The following is a 16,004-nucleotide window of genomic DNA, read 5'->3' as shown; positions in this document are numbered from 1 at the left end:
GACCGCTCGCGCCTCACACGCTCACGGCATCGCGCCCAGCCGCCATCGGCAGCCCGACGTAATTCTCCGCGATCACCGTCTGCGCCGCCCGCGATCCCCGGATATACGCCAGCTCCGCCACCTGCATCCGGCGGGCGAACTCATCCATGTCGGGGAAGCGGTGAGTGAGGCCGGTGAACCACCAGCTGAAGCGCTCGGCCTTCCACACCCGGGCGAGCGCCCGGGCGGAGTAGCCGTCGAGCCCGGACGAATCGCGCTCGGCGTAGTGCAGGCTCAAGCCCTCGGCGAGCATCGCGACGTCGGAGACCGCGAGGTTCATGCCCTTGGCGCCGGTCGGCGGCACGATGTGGGCGGCGTCGCCGGCCAGGAACAGGCGGCCGTAGCGCATCGGCTCGGCGACGAAGCTGCGCAGGGGCGCGATGCTCTTCTCGAAGGAGGGGCCGCGCACCAGCCCGGCCGAGGCCTCGGGTCCTAAGCGCGTCTCGACCTCGTCCCAGAACCGCTCGTCGGACCAGTCCTCGATCCGCTCGTCGAGGCCGACCTGGACGTAGTAGCGGCTGCGGGTGGGGGAGCGCATGCTGGCGAGCGCGAAGCCGCGGGCGTGGTTGGCGTAGATCAACTCGTGGTTGACCGGCGGCACCTCGGCCAGGATGCCGAGCCAGCCGAACGGATAGACCCGCTCGTAGATCTTGAGCACGTCGGCCGGGATCGCCGCCCGTCCGACGCCGTGGAAGCCGTCGCAGGCCGCGATGAAGTCGCACGTCAGAGTGTGTGCGACCCCGTCCTTGGTGTAACTCACGCTCGGGCTGTCGCCGCCGATACCGTCGAGCCGCACGCCCTCGGCCTCGAACACGATCCGCACGCCGCGGGGCTCGGCGGCGTCGAACAGGTCGCGCATCACCTCCTGCTGGCCGTAGACCGTGACGGCGGAGCCGCCAGTCAGCGCCGCCATGTCGACGCGGAAGATCTCGCCGTCATAGGCGAGGTTGGTGCCGGTATGGACCAGTCCCTCGGCCTTGAGCCGGGCATCGAGGCCGAGCTCCCCCATCAAGGCGACGGTGCCCTGCTCCAGCACGCCGGCCCGCACCCGGCCCTCGACGTAGTCGCGGGTGCGGCGCTCCAGCACCACCGCATCGATCCCGGCGCGCGCCAGCAGATGGGCGAGGAAGAGGCCGGCCGGGCCGGCGCCGATGATGGCGACCTGGGTGCGCATGGGCGTTTCCTTGAACCGTGGCGCCACCGTCTCGGCGGTGGCTGCTCGATGGCGGAAAGGTGAACCGCGGCGCACCGGTTGACGATGGACGGGGCGAGGGAAAAATTGGACTTTTCGAACACTCCGCCCATCCCGCCAGGGCAAGCCCACGATGCGCTTCGATCCCGCCCAACCCGCTGCCGTGCCGCACTTCTTCCTCTATGGCGAGGCGCCGCGGGACGCCGATGACCGCTTCCTGCACCTCGAGGCCTTGGACGATCGCAGCCGCCCGAACCGCTGGACCATCCGCCCGCACGTCCATTCGAGCTTGCACCAGCTGCTGCTGATCGCCGGGGGCGGGGGGGAGATGCGGGCCGAGGCCGAGCGGTTCCCCTTTGCGGCGCCGTGCCTGCTGGCGGTCCCGGCCGGCACCGCCCACGGCTTCCGCTTCGCCGACGGCACGGTCGGGGCGGTGCTGACCCTCTCGGCGCGTTACCTGCGCGACCTGTGCGGGCGCGAGCCGGAGCTGTCGGCGCTCTTTGCCGGCCCCGCTTCCCTCACGCTGCCGGAACCGGGCCCGGTCGAGGAGGCCGTGGCCGAGCTCGCCCGGGAACTGGCCTGGGCGGCGGCGGGCCGGCGCGGCGCCATCGAGGCCCACCTGATGCTGCTCCTGGTCGCCGGCCTGCGCCGGCTCGCCGCGACGCGCGAGCCGGCGGCCCCGCCGGGCCCGCAGGCGCTGCTGACCGCGCGGTTCCGCGAGGCCGTCGAGGCGCAGCACCGCCGCGAGCGCCCGCTCGCCGCGTATGCGGACGATCTCGGGGTGACCGAGGCGCGGCTGCGGGCCGCCTGCCGGGCAGTGACGGGCGCGAGCCCCGGCCGGATCATCCGCGAGCGCCGCCTGCTCGAGGCCAAGCGCAGCCTGCTCTATTCCGACCTCGGCATCGCCGAGATCGCCTACAGCCTCGGCTTCACCGACCCGGCCTATTTCTCGCGCTTCTTCGCCAAGGGCACCGGGGAGTGCCCCCGGGCGTTTCGCGACAGGCGCGGCGCGGACAGGGGAGAGACGCGATGACGCGAGAGGACGGACTGACCCGGCAAGGCTTCCTCGGCGCCGCCCTCGCGGCGGCTGTCGGTGGCCGGGCCGCCGCGCAAGGGGAGGAGCTGCACCGGCGGCCGATCCCGGCGAGCGGCGAGACCCTGCCGGTGATCGGGCTCGGCACCTGGCGCGGCTTCGATGTCGGGACGAAACCCGCCGAGCGGGCGCCCTTGCGCGAGGTGGTGGCGACGCTTCTCGCCAAGGGCGGGAGGGTGATCGATTCCTCGCCGATGTACGGCCGGGCCGAGGGCGTCACCGGCGACCTGGTGGCGGAAGCCGGGGCTCGGGAGCGTACCTTCCTCGCCACCAAGGTCTGGACCAGCGGCCGCGAGGCGGGGATCGCGCAGATGACGCGCTCGCTCCAGCTCCTGCGCACCGAGCGCCTCGACCTGATGCAGATCCACAACCTGCTCGACTGGCGCACCCACCTGCCGACCCTGCGGGCCTGGAAGGAGGAAGGACGGATCCGCCACCTCGGCATCTCGCACTATACCGAGAGCGCCTACGACGCCGTCGAGGCGGTCTTGAAGGCGGAGCGGCTGGACGTCCTCCAGATCAACTACGCCCTCGATGACCGGGCGGCAGAGAACACCATCCTCCCCCTCGCCGCCGAGCGCGGCGTGGCGGTGCTGGTCAACCGGCCCTTCGGCGGCGGCGGGCTGCTGCGGCGCCTCGCGGGAAAGCCCCTGCCGGACTACGCAGCGGAACTCGGCTGTGCGACCTGGGCTGAGATTCTGCTGAAGTTCGTGGTCTCCCATCCGGCCGTGACCTGCGCGATCCCCGGCACCGCCGATCCCAGCCACATGGCGGCGAATCTGCGCGCCGGCACCGGCCGGCTTCCGGACGAGGCCCTGCGCCGCCGCATGGCGGCGACCCTGCCGGCCTGAACCCAGGCTAACCGCCAAGACCGGTCAAGTCGCCGGCAGCAAGACGGCGGACAAGCGCGGCCATAGCCCAGTCGATCCGCGGATCGACGCGCTGCGACCCGCCATATTGCTGCCGTTCTGCCCGCGTTAATGGTGCCTCATCCACATCGCTTCTCGTCCAGCGCGCGACCACCCGTGTTCGCGCAGCGGGACGTTGCGGTCCCGCCGCAACGCTCTGCCACGCATCCAAGAAGCGACCCGGCCCCGTCCATTCGGCCGGGCTCGAACAATCAGGGGGTCCCATGCTCAAGTCGTCCGTCGCCGCTCTCGTCCTGTGCGCCGCCCTGCCGGCCAGTCTGCAGCCAGCGGCGGCGGAGGGGCGGAGCTTCAACGGCACCTGGTCGGTGCAGCTCGTCACCGAATCGGGGATGTGCGACAGCCGTTACACCGTTTCGCTCGCGATCGCCGACGGCGACGTGCGGGTGGCCTCGACGGGAGAGGGAGGCGCGACGGTGAGCGGGCGCATCGGGTCGGACGGCAATGTCGGCCTCACGGTCCGCCACGGCTCGGCGAGCGGCGCCGCCTCGGGCCGGCTCCAGGCCAATTCAGGCTCCGGCACCTGGACCGTCTCCGCCCTCTGCTCCGGCCGCTGGACCGCGCAGCGCCGCACGGCCCGGGTCGCGCAGGCGGACTGACCAACATCACTGCACAGCGCAGCGATCCGCTCACCCGCCGGAGATCGAGCGGGTGCTGAACCGGCTCCAATGCTGCGCGTGCACGGTACTGATGATGCCCGAGGCCCAGACCAGGCGGCAATCGGGCATCAGCGGGGCGTTGTGGCTCTCGAGGTGGTACGAGCCCCGCTGCGAGCCGCGCAGGATCTTCTTCAGGAAGCGGTGCCCCTCCGCTGTCGTGACCGCGGCGTAGAGGTCGAGCAGACGCTCCGGGCTCTCCCCCGTTTCGGCGCAGAGCACCACGTCGTCCGGCTCGTATTTCGGATACATCGACAGGCCGGCGACCCGGAACGCGATGGTGCCGTGCGGCACCGGAAACGGCACCGTGATGCGGAAGAGGTCGCCCCCCGGCCCGGGCTGCTCGTCCCCGGTGTCGATCAAGCCGCCGGCGCTGATCAATCCCTTCACTCCCACGACCTGACCACCTTCCGCCGGCGGTTCCGGCGCGTCGTCGTCGCCGAACAGCAGCCCCTTGGCGGTGACCTCGACGCCGTCGCGGCGGAAGCGCGCGGCGTAGCGCTCGGCATCGTCCTGGCCGATGGTCCGGGTACCGGCCTCGTGCGCCCGGTAGGTGCTCTCCGGCCAGGCATTCTGCAGCGCGGCGTCCCGCGCCGAGCGGTAGCCGGCGGCGATGCGTGCCTGCCGCAGCCGCTCCCCTTGCGCGGCCCGGACCCGGTTCTCTCCCGACTGGATCACCTCAACGAAATTCCCTGACACTTGAGGTATTGAGCAAAATCATTACATCATGTAGCTACTTTGGTCGCAAGCACCGCGGCAAGCAGCGTTGTTCGCGCGTGTCTCACCCTGCCACCCTAACCCAAGGGCAGGCTTGCGTCGTATCCCTCGTTGCGGGAGTCCTCCGATGGTCCACCGTTTCCTCGTAGCCCACCGCAGACCGCCCGACGGTGCGGCCGCTCCGTGGCGCAACGCCGGGGCGGAGCGGGACGATCCGGGTCGATGCCCGCCTGATCACCTCGGCGGCGAATCGCCGCAACGGATGCGCGATGTAGGGGAGAGCCGGCCCGCCGGGAACGAAGACGCTCGCGCCGCGCGCCGCCCCAGTGCAGGAGGGGCGCATGAAGGTTGCCCTGATCGTGCTCTGGACCCTCGCCGCGGGGGTCGGCCTGTTCCTCATGGTGCGTGCCCGCATCGTGCGCGCGACCGAGGCGCTGACGCGGGAGGCCGCCCGCGAGCGGATCGCCCCTCCCGACCCGCCGTCGGATCGCCCTGGCGGGCCTTGAGCGAAACAGCTCTTCGTCAGCCGGGGAGGGCGGCGTGAGCGGGAAGAAGCGCCGCATCGCCCGCCGCCGCCGGGAGGCCCTGGCGCATGCGCGGCCCCCGGCCGGCCGGGCCGCCGAGATCCGCCGCCGGCGACGCCGGCGGGTCCGGCCCACCCGGATCGTGCTCGCGACCGACCGGATCTGGATGGTCGCCGAGACGAAGCCGCGCTGGGCCGCCCGGGCGGCCCGCGACCTCGAATCCGCCGGCATCGCCAGCTTCGAGCCGCGCGAGGAGGTCGAGCTGACCTCCCCCACGGGCCGCCGCCGCACCGCCCGGGTACCGCTCCTGCATCGCACGCTCTTCGTCGGATTGCGCGACGATGCCGATCTCGCGCGGGTCGAGAGCCATCCGGGCATCGCCCGGGTGCTGTATCGCGACGGTCACGCCATCGTCATCGCGCCGTCCGTGCTCCAGGGCTTCGCCGACGCGATCACCGGGCATGGCGGTGGCGAGGTGGGCGGCGACGCGGAGGCGGTGACGGCGCTGCTGTTCGCCCTCGGCGACGCCGTACGGGTGACGGCCGGCCCGCTCGCGGCCCTGCGCGGCACGGTCGATGGCGTCGATCCGGCCCGGCGGCGCTACCGGGTTGCCCTGTCGCTGTTCGGGCGCGAGACCCCGGTGGTGCTCGCGGAGGACCACATCGACCACGCATAACTCACCCAAAAAAGTTGCGCCCCGCGGAAGAGAACATTTGACGAACATCGGCGGGGCGGGTACAAGGGTTTCAGGTTATCCGGGTCTGCGGCCTGCCCTGTGAGGGAGGTGGCTGCTCGACTGCCCCGCCACGCGGGGATGTGTCCCCGGACCCGGCCCACGGCATCACCGAGGCGAAGGACGGCTCGTGTCTACGGGCCTCCGTCCGGCCCTCCCGGGCCGTGCCCCCATTGTTCGAAGAGGCGATATGGCACGGCGAGTCATCGACTGGGCGGGCATCTCGGCGGCCTATCGGGCGGAGCCGGGGGCCGGGCCCGCGGTCGCGCGACGCTTCGGCATCAGCCCGGCGTCGCTCAGGCGTCGGGCGCGGGCGGAGGGATGGGGGAGCGACGTACCCGCGGGCGAGGCACCTTTGGGCGAGACACGTCCGGGCGACGTGCTCGGCGGTCACCGCATCGTGGTGGCGCAGGGCGCCGCCCTCACCCTGCAACTCCTCGGCGACCTCCAGGCCGCCATCGCGGCGGAGTCCGGGCCCGACGACGGCGCGGAGGAGAGCGGGCTCGCCCGCGCGGCGGCCTTGCAGAAGCGCGTCGCGGCGTTGCGCGACCTCGCGACCGCGGCGCGGCTGTGGATCGCCCTGGAGCGGCAGGCGTGGGACCTCGACGGCAAGGGAGACGGCGAGCAGCGTGACGACACCGCGATCCCCGATCCCGACGCCGCCTTCCGGCTCCTCGACGAAGAGCAGCGGGCCCAGCTCCGGGCCATCGCCGAGCGCCTGGCTCAGGGATCCGCCGGCCCTGCTGCGGGTCCTCGACCGGCTCGATAGCGAGGAGAGCCTGGCGGGCTTCGTGCGCCGGGCCTGGCCGGTGATCGAGCCGGGCAGCGCTTACGTGCATGGCTGGCACATCGACGCGATCAGCGCCCATCTGGAAGCGGTGACCGCGGGCGAGATCACCCGGCTCCTGATCAACGTGCCGCCCGGCACGATGAAGAGCCTGCTCGCCGGCGTATTCTGGCCGGCCTGGGAATGGGGGCCGAAGAACCGCCCGTCCTTGCGCACCGTCGCGGTCTCGCACACCGAGCGGCTGGCGCTCCGCGACAACCTGCGCACCCGCCGCCTGATCACCTCGCCCTGGTACCGGGCCCTGTGGGGCGAGCGCGTGCGGCTCACCCGCGACCAGAACCGCAAGGGACGGTTCGAGACGACGGCCACGGGCCTGCGCGAAGCGGTCTCGGCCGGCTCGATCACCGGCTCGCGCGGCGACCGGGTGATTCTCGACGACCCGATCTCGGTCGACGGCGCTCATTCCGAGCGGGTGCGCGAGGCGGTCGCCCGATGGTTCCTGGAAGCCGTGCCGACCCGTCTCAACGACCCGGTCCGCTCGGCCATCGTGGTGATCATGCAGCGGCTGCACGAGCGCGACCTGTCGGGCGTGATCCTGGCGAAGAACCTCGGCTACGATCACCTCGTGCTGCCGATGGAGTTCGAGCCGGAGCGCGCCTGCGCCACCCGCATCGGCTTCACCGATCCGCGTCGGGAGCCGGGCGAGCTGCTCTTCCCGGCCCGCTTCCCCAGGGAAGCGGTGGAGCGCGACAAGGCCGCGATGGGCGAGTACGCGGCGGCCGGCCAGTACCAGCAGCGCCCGGCGCCCCGGGACGGCGGGCTGTTCAAGCGAGGCTGGCTCACCCTGGTGCGGGCGCTTCCCGCCAGCTGCGCCACCGTGCGGGCCTGGGACCTCGCGGCGAGCCTGCCGCGGAGCGGGCGCCAGCCGGATTACACCGCCGGCGTCAAGCTCGCGCGGGCCCCCGACGGGCGCCTCTACGTCGCGGACGTGCGCCGCGACCGGCTCTCGGCCGGCGGCGTCGAGAGGCTGATCCTCGCCACCGCCGCCGAGGACGGGCCGTCCTGCCGGATCTCGCTGCCGCAGGATCCGGGCCAGGCCGGCAAGGCACAGGCGCAGTACCTCGTCGGGCGCCTCGCCGGCTACGACGTGCGGGCTTCCCCGGAGAGCGGCGACAAGGCGACCCGCGCCGCGCCGGTCTCGGCCCAGGCCGAGGCCGGCAACCTGCACCTCGTCGTCGGCCCCTGGAACGAGGCCTTCCTCGACGAGCTCTGCACCTTCCCCAACGGCGCCTTCCTCGATCAGGTCGACGCCCTCTCGCGCGCCTTCGCGGCGCTCGCCCGGCCGGGATACGGCCTGCTCGGAGTCCTGTGATGTGGCTCGCCGACCGCCTCGCCAACCTCGTCTCCGGCCTCGGCGGCCCGCGGGACAAGAGCACCGGCAACCTGCACGTCCACGTGCCCCGCGCCAGGGCGGAACTGGATGCCGCCTACCGGGACAACTGGCTCGCCCGCAAGGTCGTCGACATCGTGCCGTTCGACATGCTGCGCGAGTGGCGCGCCTGGCAGGCGCCGCAGGAGATCGCCGCGGCGCTCGCCGCGAGCGAGGAGCGCCTGTGCTTGCGCGACCGCCTGCTGCGGGCCCTGCGCCTCGCCCGCCTGCATGGCGGCGCGGCGATCCTGATCGGGGATGGCGCCGCCGATCCGGGCCTGCCGCTCGAGCCCGAGACGGTCGGGCAGGGGGGCCTGCGCTACCTCCACGTCCTGCCCCGCGGCCAGATCCAGGCCGGCGGGATCGAGCGCGACCCGCTCTCGCCCTGGTTCGGCGAGCCCAAGGGCTACACGCTCGGCTACGCGATCGCGGGGGGACGGACGATCCATCCGTCCCGGGTGATCCGCCTTCTCGGCGCGGCCCTGCCGGAGGACGAGGTGGGCGACGGATGGGGCGACAGCGTGCTCCAGGCGCTCCTGGAGGCGGTCGACCAGGCGACGGCCGCCGCCGCCCACATCGCCGCGATGCTGCCCGAGGCCAAGCAGGACGTGATCTCGGTACCGGGCCTGTCGCAGCATCTCTCGACCGAGGACGGCACCCACCGGCTCACAGAGCGCTTCGCCTACGCGGCCCGGATGAAGGGCCTGTTCGGCATGTTGCTGCTCGAAGGCGACGGCCGCTCGCCGGAGGGCGAGCGCTACCAGCAGAAGCAGCTCGATTTCTCCGGCCTGCCGGAGGTGGCACGCCTCTTCCTCCAGGTCGCGGCGGGGGCCGCCGACATCCCGGTGACGCGGCTGCTCGGCCAGTCGCCCGCCGGCCTCAACGCCACCGGGGAATCCGACATCCGCAACTACCACGATCACGTGGCGGCGCGGCAGACCGTCGAGCTCACCCCCGCCATCGCCCGCCTCGACCGGCTCTTGATCCGCGACGCGCTGGGCCGCGACGAGCCCTCCTTGCGCTACGCCTGGCGGCCGCTCGCTCAGGCGAGCGAGCGCGAGAAGGCGGAGGTCGGCCGCCTCAAGGCCGAGACCGCCGCGATGCTCGCCCGCGACGGCGTGGTGCCGGCGAGCATCCTCTCCCGCGGCGTCGAGGGCTGGCTCACATCCGCCGACCTCTTCCCCGGCATCGCCGCGGCCTTCGGCCGGCCGGCGGGCTGAGCGCAGGCGTCACAACCCTCGAACCATCTTTCCCGATCGGTCCGGCACGGTCACATCGCCTCCGGATGGAGCGCGGGTTCTCTCCTCTCCCCGCAGGCGGGGAGAGGAGAGGCGCACGAACCGGCGTGTGAGCCGACGGGGCCGAGCGGGAGCGAGGATTTTTCACCTCCCACACGAGAACTCCCCCATGCATCTCTTCGACCGGTTCAGCCTCGGCCCCGCGGCCGAGATCGCGGGCGCGCGCCCGCTCGGCAACGGCGCCCTGGTGGTCCAGGCCCGCGCCGCCCGCGCCGGCAACGTCCAGGTCTATCGCGGCGACGAGGTCGCCCGGCCGGACCTCCGCGAGGTCCGGATCTACCGCGACCCGGACGAGATCTTCCGCGCCGAATCCCTGCGCAGCTTCGGCCACAAGCCCGTCACCCTCGACCACCCGCCCGAGGCGGTGACGCCCCGGACCTGGCGCGGCGTCGCAAGGGGCCATGTCGGCGACGAGGTGGTGCGCGACGGTGCGTTCGTCCGCATCCCGATGCTGCTCGCCGACTCAGCCGCCATCGCGGCGGTGCAGGCCGGGCGGCGCGAGGTTTCGGTCGGCTATACCTGCGACCTCGACTGGACCCCCGGCACCGCCCCGGACGGCAGCCCCTACGACGCCCGCCAGACCCGCGTCGTCGTCGACCACGTCGCCATCGTGGCGCAAGGGCGTGCCGGGCCGGATTGCCGCATCGGCGACGCGGACCTGGAGCGGCGTCTCGCCGAGGCCGAGGCGCGGGCGCAGACCGCCGAAACGGCGCTGGCGCAGCGCGATGGCGAGGTCGCGGCGCTCCGCGCCCGGGTGCCGGATGCGCAGGCCCTCGATGCCCTGGCAGCCGAGCGCGGCGCCCTGGTCGCCGACGCTCGCCGCATCCTCGGCGACGCCTTCGATCCCGCCGGCCTCACCCCCGAGTCAATCCGGCGTCAGGCGGTGGCCCGCATCCTCGGGGAGGCGGAAACGACAGCGATGAGCCCCGCGGCGGTCGAGGGCGCGTTCCGGGTCCTCGCCGCCACTCCGCGACCGGCTCTCTCGCACCAGGCCGCCGACCCGCTGCGCGACGCCCTGCGCGACCACGGCCCCGCTCCCCGCACGCCCGAGGCGGCCCATGCCGCCATGGTCGAGACCCTCCGCAACGCCTGGAAACCCGCAGGAGCCCGCTGATGCCCCCCGTCCAGACCAGCTATCCCGGCCGCCCGGCCGCCGCCTACGAGGGCATGGCCGCCGACCAGACTCCCGCGATCATCCTCAGCCGCAATGTCGAGACCCCGGAGGGGATCGGCTTCGGCCGCGCCGCCTTCCAGGGCGCCCGCGACGACGGCATCGCCGCCGCGGGCGCGATGTTCCGCGGCATCGTGCTCGCCGACCGCAACGCCCGGCCGAGCCCGGGTGGCGGCGACCTCTTCGCCAAGAGCGAGACGGCGCCGGTCATGGTGCGCGGCGCCGTCTGGGTCGTCACGGCTTCGGCGGCGAGCGCCGGCAGTCCCGCCTACGTCACGCCCGCCGGCGCCGTCACGGCCGCCGCCTCCGGCAACGCCCCGATCCCCGGCGCCCTGTTCGACACCTCGGCGCCCATCGGCGGCCTCGTCCGCCTGCGCCTGAACTGACGAGAGGCACGAGCCATGACCCGCACCCTCCTCACCGACGCGCCCCGGGCGCTCGCCTTCCTGGTCAGCCAGCAGGCCTTCATCGAGCCCACCGTCTACCGCGCCCAGTACCCGGCGATCCGCTATCCCCGGCTGGTGCCGGTCGACACCGCGGCGCCCGAATGGGTACCGACCGTGACCTACTTCTCGGTCGACCGGGTCGGGCAGGCGACCTGGGTCCACGGCGCCGCCGCCGACTTGCCGAAGGCCGAGCTGCTGCGCCGCCAGCACGAGACCACCGTCGCCATGGCGGGCATCGGCTACGGCTACGACCTCGAGGAGCTCGGCAAGGCCCAGCTCCTCGGCATGAACCTCGACGCCGACAAGGCCGACGCGGCGCGGCTCGCCTCGGAGGAGTTCATCGATCAGGTCGCGCTCATGGGCGACCCCGCCAAGGGCTTCTCCGGCCTGCTCAACCATCCGGGCGTGACGGTCGGCAGCGCCGCCGCGACGGGCGCGAACGGCAGCAGCGCCTGGGCCCAGAAGAGCCCGGAGCAGATCCTCGCCGACGTCAACGGCCAGCTCGTCGGCATCTTCACCGGCTCGAACACCGTCGAGATGGCCGATACCCTGCTGCTGCCCTACGAGCAGATGCTCGGCATCGGCCTGCGCCGCCTCGACGGGATCAGCCCGCTCACCCTGCTCGACTGGATCCGGCGCCACAACGTCTACACCCTGGAGACGGGCCAGGAGCTGACGGTCTACGGCGTGCGGGCCCTCGAGACCGCCGGCACTGGCGGTACCGCCCGTCTGGTCGCGTATCGCCGCGACCCGTCCGTGCTGAAGCTGTGGCTGCCGATGCCGTTCCGGTTCTTCCCGGCCTGGCAGACCGGCCCGTGGCGATTCGAGGTGCCGGGCGCCTTCCGGCTCGGCGGCCTCGACATCCGCCGCCCCGCCGCCTGCCGCTACCTCGACGGCATCTAGGGGGAGGCGCGCGATGATGCGGGTGACGAACCACGCGGCCGGCCCCCGGCTGGTCTGGCCCAAGGGAGCCCGCGCCCCCCGGCTCCTGCTGCCCGGCGAGAGCGTGGTGCTGATGCTCCCCGAACGACCGGACCCCTGCCTCGCCGCCTGGGAGGCGGCGGGCGAGGTGCGGGTGGAGGAGGAGCCCGATCCGGGGACACCGAAGCCGCGCCCGGACCGCCGCGGCCGCGAGCGGCCGCCCTCCGGCGGGGAGGCGTGAGATGGCGGAGGCGACCACCCCGGAGGCTTTCCGGGCCCGCTTTCCGGCCTTCGCGGGCGTGCCCGACGCGGCGGTCGCGGACGCACTGGCGGAGGCCGGCCCCAGGGTCGGGGCGGCCTGGCCGGCGGCGGATGCCGCCCTCGGGCGGATGCTCCACGCCGCCCACACCCTCACGCTCGACGGGCGGGGCGGGCCCGAGGCCGAGCTCGCCCGGGCGGGCGCCCTCGACCTCAAGGCGCTTCGCAGCGGCACGCTCCACCTCGAGCGCCACGACCCGCCCACCGACTCAGCCCCGGGCACGCTTGGGCTCACCTCCTACGGACGGCGCTTCCACGAGGTGATGCGCCGCAACAGCGTCGGCGTGGTGGTGGTGTGATGGGCCTCCTCCTCAACGGCCTCGGGCGCCATCTCGGAGCGGTCTTCGCGCCTCTCTTCGACGAGGCCGTCCTGCACCGGGTCAGCCCGGGCGGCGTCGCGGACGAGCCCGTCCGGGCCCGGATCGACGGCGCCCGGGAGGCCGCCGAGGAGCCCGGCCTGCCGGGCCGCCTGGTACGGGCGGTCGTGCTGACGCCCGGCCTCCCCCCGAACCCGGACGACGAGATCACCCTGGCGGGGATCCGCCACCGCATCGTCGCGGTGGAGACCGACCCCGCCGGCAGCCACGCCATCATCCAGGGACGATCCTTGTGACGCAGAGAGCCGAGACCTGCCCGCTCCAGGCGCGGCTCGCGCGCCTCGCCCGCGCTGGCAGCGACGCCGCGCGGGCCCGCGCGCGGGAGGCCGCGAGCGCGCTCGCGGTCGACATCGAGACAGACCTGCCCGACGGGCGCGCCGAGGCGGCGGAGATGCGAGACGGCGCCGCCGTCACGGTCGAGGCACCCGGCCTGATCGCGCGGGAATTCGGCACCGCGACACGAGCGGTCCGGCCGGTGATCGGCCCGGCGGTCGCGCGCCTGACGGGGAGGGGGTGATGGCCGGCCTCGATCTCTCGCCCCAGCTCCTGCGGGCGGTGCGCACCCGCCTCCTCGCCGATCCCGCCTTGCGCCCGCTCGTCGGCGACCGGGTGCGCGAGGCGGTGAGCGCCCGCGAGGAATGGCCGTTCCTGCGCGTCGATCCGCCGGAGGTGAGTCCCTACGAAGCGCAGGGCTGGCGCGGCTGCGCCTGCCGCCTGACCGTGCATGCCTTCCTGCGCGGGGCCCGCGGCCTCGGGCCGGTGCAGGAGCTGCTCGCCACCGTCGCGGCCGCCCTCGACGAGGCCGACCTGGCGCTCGCCCGCGGCGAGCTCCTGTGGCTGTCGCACGAGCGCAGCCTGGTGCTGCCGGAACCCCTCGGGCCCGGCTCCTGGCACGGCGTCGCCCGCTTCGGCGCCGTCGCCGCCGAAACCGTCTGATTTCTCGAGGAGTGACCCGATGGCCCAGCCCACCACCCTGCCGTTCTCGGCGATCGCCGTGAAGCTCGAGAGCCCTTCTAAAGCGGGCACCTTCGAGGCGCCGTGCGGCCTCACCGAGCGCGCGGCGCAGTTCACCAAGGAGACCAACAGCGCGGTCGTGCCCGACTGCGCCAACGAGGACGCCGCGCCCTTCGTCGACCGGTTCGCGGTCTCGAAGTCGGTGGCGGTCTCCGGCAAGGGCGTGATGGCCCGTCAGAGCATCGCCCGCTGGCGCGCAGCCTTCGAGGCAGACGGGCCGGTGAAGGCCCGGGTCGAGGTGAGCGGCACCGGCGCCGACGGCGGCGGCGCCTGGGAGGGGCTCTTCCACCTCACCAGCTTCGAGGTCGGCGCCGTGCGCGGCGAGCGCTGCACCGTTGCGGTGGCTTTGCAATCGACCGGGGCGGTGTCCTTCACGGCGGCCGCGTGAGGCTTCCATGAGCCGCGACGGCCATATCGACCTCGCTCTCGAGGACACTACTCACCGCTTCCGCCTCGCCATCGGCGACCTGGAGGCGTTGCAGGAGGCCACGGGCGCGGGGCCCGCCGCCCTGCTGCACCGGTTCCATGCCGGCCGGCTCTACCGGTTCCAGGACGTCCGCGACGTGCTGCGCCTCGGCCTGATCGGCGGCGGCACCCCGGTGCCGCAAGCCCACGCCATCGCCCGCCGCCTCGACGGGCTGCCCTGCATCCCGCTGATCGCCAAGGCCGCCCTGGTGCTGGCGGCGGCGCTGGAGGGCACCGAGGACGAGCGGGTCGGCCGCTCCACGGGTGCTGCGGGCCCGCAGGGGCGGATCGCCTTCGCGGCCTTCTACGGCGCCGCCGCCGCCATGGGCCTGCCCGCCGCCGACCTGCGGGCGATGAGCCTGTGGCAGCTCGCCGCCTACGTCGACGGCTTCAACCGCGCCCGCGACCCGGACGCGGCGGACGCCCCGACGCCGCAGGAGGAGGACGCGCTCTGGGCCTGGCTCCAGGGCGCGCCCGGTGAAGGCTTCCCGGAAGGAGGCCTGCCGGATGACGACGGATCCCCCGCATGACGACTGAGATCGAGCGCCTGGTGGTCTCCCTGGAGGCCAATGTCGAGGCCTATGAGCGCGAGCTCGCCCGGGCCGGGCCGCTCGCCGAGCGGGCGATGGCGGAAGCCGAGCGCGCCGTCGAGGCCGGGGGCGGGCGCATCGCGGCCGCGATGGCGCGGGCCGGCGCCGAGGTGCGCGACGAGCTCGCCCGCATGGCCGCGCCGGAGACTCTGGGCAGGCTCCAGCGCGCCGTCGAGCAGGCGAGCGCCCTGCCGATGGCGGCCGACGGCGCCTCCCTGCGCCGGGTCGACGACGCGGTCGGAAGCCTGACCGCCCGCCTCACCGAGGCCGGCTCCGCCTCCCGGGAGGCGGTGGCGGGGTTCGAGGCGGTGGCGGGCGCGGTCGGGAGCATCGCGGACAAGATCCCGGCCACCGCCGACCTCGTCGCGGATCTCGGTCGGCGGGTGCGGGCAGCCTCCGGCGAGGACGCGGCGATCCGCGCCCGCATCACCGACGCCTTCGCGATCAGCGACGCCGCGCCCCGCGGCAGCCTCGCCCAGATCGCCATGTCTGCCCCAGGCGGCACCGCCACCCCCGAGCCTGCCCGGGCGCCCGCCCGGTCCCCGGCGCAGCCCGTCAAGGCCGCGGAGCCGGAGGACGACGCGTTTCGCGACGAGGTGGCGCGCCTCACCCGGCGCACCAATCTCCTGCAGGTCGAGGCCGGCGCGGTCGGCCGGGAGGAGGGCGCCGCCGCGAAGGCCGAGGCGGCGTTCCGGCTGCTGGAGGCGGCCAAGAAGGCGGATCTCGCGGTGACGCCGGCGCTCCGCGAGGAGGTCGACCGGGTGGCGGAGGCCTATGGCGCCGCGACCGCCCAGGTGGAACGGGCCGAGGCCGCGCAGCGCGCCGCCCAGTCCGCCTCGCGGGAGCTCGGCTCGGCGCTGGCCGACAGCTTCAAGGGCGCGATCCTGCACGGCGAGCGCCTGACCACGGTGGTCGCGCGGCTCGCCACCACGCTCGCGAGCCGGGGCCTCGACCGGGCCTTCGACGGCCTGTTCGGCCGCGGCAGCCCCGGAAGCGACCTGATCGGCGACGCGCTCGGCTCGCTCGGCCTGACCCGGAACCCGACCGGCCGCGCCGCCGGCGGTCCCGTCACCCCAGGCGTCGCCTACACGGTGGGCGAGAGCGGCCGCGAGACCTTCGTGCCGCTCCAGCCCGGGCGGATCCTGCCGGCGACGCACGGCGTCACGACCCCGGCCCCCGCCCCGACCGTCCAGGTCTCGGTCTCGATCGCCACCGCGGACGCCCCGAGCTTTCACCGCTCGGAGGCGCAGGTCAGCGCCGCCCTGGCCCGGGCGGTGCAGCGCGGCCTGAGGGGCCTGTGAGCATCCG

21 protein-coding genes are annotated in these 16,004 nt (G+C 74.0%); 19 read left to right on the top strand and 2 right to left on the bottom strand.

The genetic code is table 11. The annotated features are described in order from the left end of the window. Window positions 1–13: 13 nt before the first annotated feature. Window positions 14–1,213, bottom strand: coding sequence for a 4-hydroxybenzoate 3-monooxygenase (gene pobA, locus MFF64_RS17580; protein WP_099907343.1), 1,200 nt, complete (start codon window positions 1,211–1,213; stop codon window positions 14–16). Between the two features lie 151 nt (window positions 1,214–1,364). Here pobA and MFF64_RS17575 point away from each other — a divergent pair, with 151 nt between their 5' ends. The 3 genes from MFF64_RS17575 to MFF64_RS17565 all read left to right on the top strand — a co-directional run bounded on the left by MFF64_RS17575 (window position 1,365) and on the right by MFF64_RS17565 (window position 3,849). Further along, entirely contained in the window at window positions 1,365–2,264 is a 900-nt protein-coding gene (locus tag MFF64_RS17575; protein WP_099907340.1) for a helix-turn-helix domain-containing protein, read from the top strand. Next, window positions 2,261–3,175, top strand: a complete 915-nt coding sequence (locus MFF64_RS17570) for an aldo/keto reductase (protein WP_099907338.1) — start codon at window positions 2,261–2,263, stop codon at window positions 3,173–3,175. Before MFF64_RS17575 ends, MFF64_RS17570 begins: the two co-directional genes overlap by 4 nt. A gap of 281 nt (window positions 3,176–3,456) precedes the next feature. Continuing rightward, window positions 3,457–3,849, top strand: a complete 393-nt coding sequence (locus MFF64_RS17565) for a hypothetical protein (RefSeq protein WP_099907336.1) — start codon at window positions 3,457–3,459, stop codon at window positions 3,847–3,849. A gap of 30 nt (window positions 3,850–3,879) precedes the next feature. On the opposite strand, the gene MFF64_RS17560 is transcribed toward MFF64_RS17565, so the two are convergent. Beyond that, window positions 3,880–4,584 carry a LexA family transcriptional regulator gene (locus MFF64_RS17560; RefSeq protein WP_238191759.1) on the bottom strand — a complete coding sequence of 235 codons (705 nt, stop codon included), beginning with the start codon at window positions 4,582–4,584 and terminating at the stop codon, window positions 3,880–3,882. Window positions 4,585–4,964: 380 nt separating this feature from the next. Here MFF64_RS17560 and MFF64_RS17555 point away from each other — a divergent pair, with 380 nt between their 5' ends. The 16 genes from MFF64_RS17555 to MFF64_RS17480 all read left to right on the top strand — a co-directional run bounded on the left by MFF64_RS17555 (window position 4,965) and on the right by MFF64_RS17480 (window position 15,997). Beyond that, complete coding sequence (locus MFF64_RS17555; protein WP_165795849.1) at window positions 4,965–5,129, top strand: hypothetical protein; 165 nt, start codon at window positions 4,965–4,967, stop codon at window positions 5,127–5,129. Window positions 5,130–5,163: 34 nt separating this feature from the next. Then, on the top strand, window positions 5,164–5,823 hold the full coding sequence (gene nusG / locus MFF64_RS17550; protein WP_099907334.1) for a transcription termination/antitermination protein NusG: 660 nt from the start codon (window positions 5,164–5,166) through the stop codon (window positions 5,821–5,823). 247 nt (window positions 5,824–6,070) lie between these two features. Next, entirely contained in the window at window positions 6,071–6,649 is a 579-nt protein-coding gene (locus tag MFF64_RS17545; protein WP_099907333.1) for a hypothetical protein, read from the top strand. A gap of 22 nt (window positions 6,650–6,671) precedes the next feature. Next, window positions 6,672–8,039 carry a phage terminase large subunit gene (terL, locus tag MFF64_RS17540; protein ID WP_099907330.1) on the top strand — a complete coding sequence of 456 codons (1,368 nt, stop codon included), beginning with the start codon at window positions 6,672–6,674 and terminating at the stop codon, window positions 8,037–8,039. Beyond that, window positions 8,039–9,316 carry a DUF1073 domain-containing protein gene (locus MFF64_RS17535; protein ID WP_238191757.1) on the top strand — a complete coding sequence of 426 codons (1,278 nt, stop codon included), beginning with the start codon at window positions 8,039–8,041 and terminating at the stop codon, window positions 9,314–9,316. Before terL ends, MFF64_RS17535 begins: the two co-directional genes overlap by 1 nt. 187 nt (window positions 9,317–9,503) lie before the next feature. Continuing rightward, window positions 9,504–10,508: a DUF2213 domain-containing protein gene (locus MFF64_RS17530; protein WP_238191755.1), complete on the top strand. Its 1,005-nt coding sequence runs from the start codon at window positions 9,504–9,506 to the stop codon at window positions 10,506–10,508. Continuing rightward, complete coding sequence (locus MFF64_RS17525; RefSeq protein ID WP_099902335.1) at window positions 10,508–10,951, top strand: structural cement protein Gp24; 444 nt, start codon at window positions 10,508–10,510, stop codon at window positions 10,949–10,951. Before MFF64_RS17530 ends, MFF64_RS17525 begins: the two co-directional genes overlap by 1 nt. Window positions 10,952–10,966: 15 nt before the next feature. Then, on the top strand, window positions 10,967–11,914 hold the full coding sequence (locus MFF64_RS17520; protein WP_099902333.1) for a DUF2184 domain-containing protein: 948 nt from the start codon (window positions 10,967–10,969) through the stop codon (window positions 11,912–11,914). Window positions 11,915–11,927: 13 nt separating this feature from the next. Then, entirely contained in the window at window positions 11,928–12,173 is a 246-nt protein-coding gene (locus tag MFF64_RS17515) for a hypothetical protein (RefSeq protein ID WP_099902331.1), read from the top strand. Window position 12,174: 1 nt separating this feature from the next. Continuing rightward, entirely contained in the window at window positions 12,175–12,549 is a 375-nt protein-coding gene (locus tag MFF64_RS17510) for a DUF4054 domain-containing protein (protein ID WP_238191753.1), read from the top strand. Next, on the top strand, window positions 12,549–12,863 hold the full coding sequence (locus MFF64_RS17505; RefSeq protein WP_099901189.1) for a hypothetical protein: 315 nt from the start codon (window positions 12,549–12,551) through the stop codon (window positions 12,861–12,863). Before MFF64_RS17510 ends, MFF64_RS17505 begins: the two co-directional genes overlap by 1 nt. After that, entirely contained in the window at window positions 12,860–13,144 is a 285-nt protein-coding gene (locus tag MFF64_RS17500; protein WP_099901187.1) for a hypothetical protein, read from the top strand. Before MFF64_RS17505 ends, MFF64_RS17500 begins: the two co-directional genes overlap by 4 nt. Further along, a complete protein-coding gene (locus MFF64_RS17495) occupies window positions 13,144–13,563 on the top strand; it encodes a DUF3168 domain-containing protein (RefSeq protein WP_099901185.1) in 420 nt (139 codons plus the stop codon). The genes MFF64_RS17500 and MFF64_RS17495 overlap by 1 nt, the downstream gene beginning before the upstream one ends. Window positions 13,564–13,582: 19 nt before the next feature. Further along, window positions 13,583–14,029 carry a phage tail tube protein gene (locus MFF64_RS17490; RefSeq protein WP_099901183.1) on the top strand — a complete coding sequence of 149 codons (447 nt, stop codon included), beginning with the start codon at window positions 13,583–13,585 and terminating at the stop codon, window positions 14,027–14,029. 7 nt (window positions 14,030–14,036) lie between these two features. Further along, on the top strand, window positions 14,037–14,636 hold the full coding sequence (locus tag MFF64_RS17485) for a gene transfer agent family protein (RefSeq protein ID WP_238191751.1): 600 nt from the start codon (window positions 14,037–14,039) through the stop codon (window positions 14,634–14,636). Next, window positions 14,633–15,997: a phage tail tape measure family protein gene (locus MFF64_RS17480; protein WP_099901441.1), complete on the top strand. Its 1,365-nt coding sequence runs from the start codon at window positions 14,633–14,635 to the stop codon at window positions 15,995–15,997. Before MFF64_RS17485 ends, MFF64_RS17480 begins: the two co-directional genes overlap by 4 nt. Window positions 15,998–16,004: the final 7 nt, after the last annotated feature.

Source organism: Methylobacterium frigidaeris, assembly GCF_022179185.1.
Classification (GTDB): domain Bacteria; phylum Pseudomonadota; class Alphaproteobacteria; order Rhizobiales; family Beijerinckiaceae; genus Methylobacterium; species Methylobacterium frigidaeris.
Note: the sequence above shows the minus strand (reverse complement) of the source record. Positions and strands in the feature narration are given on the sequence as shown.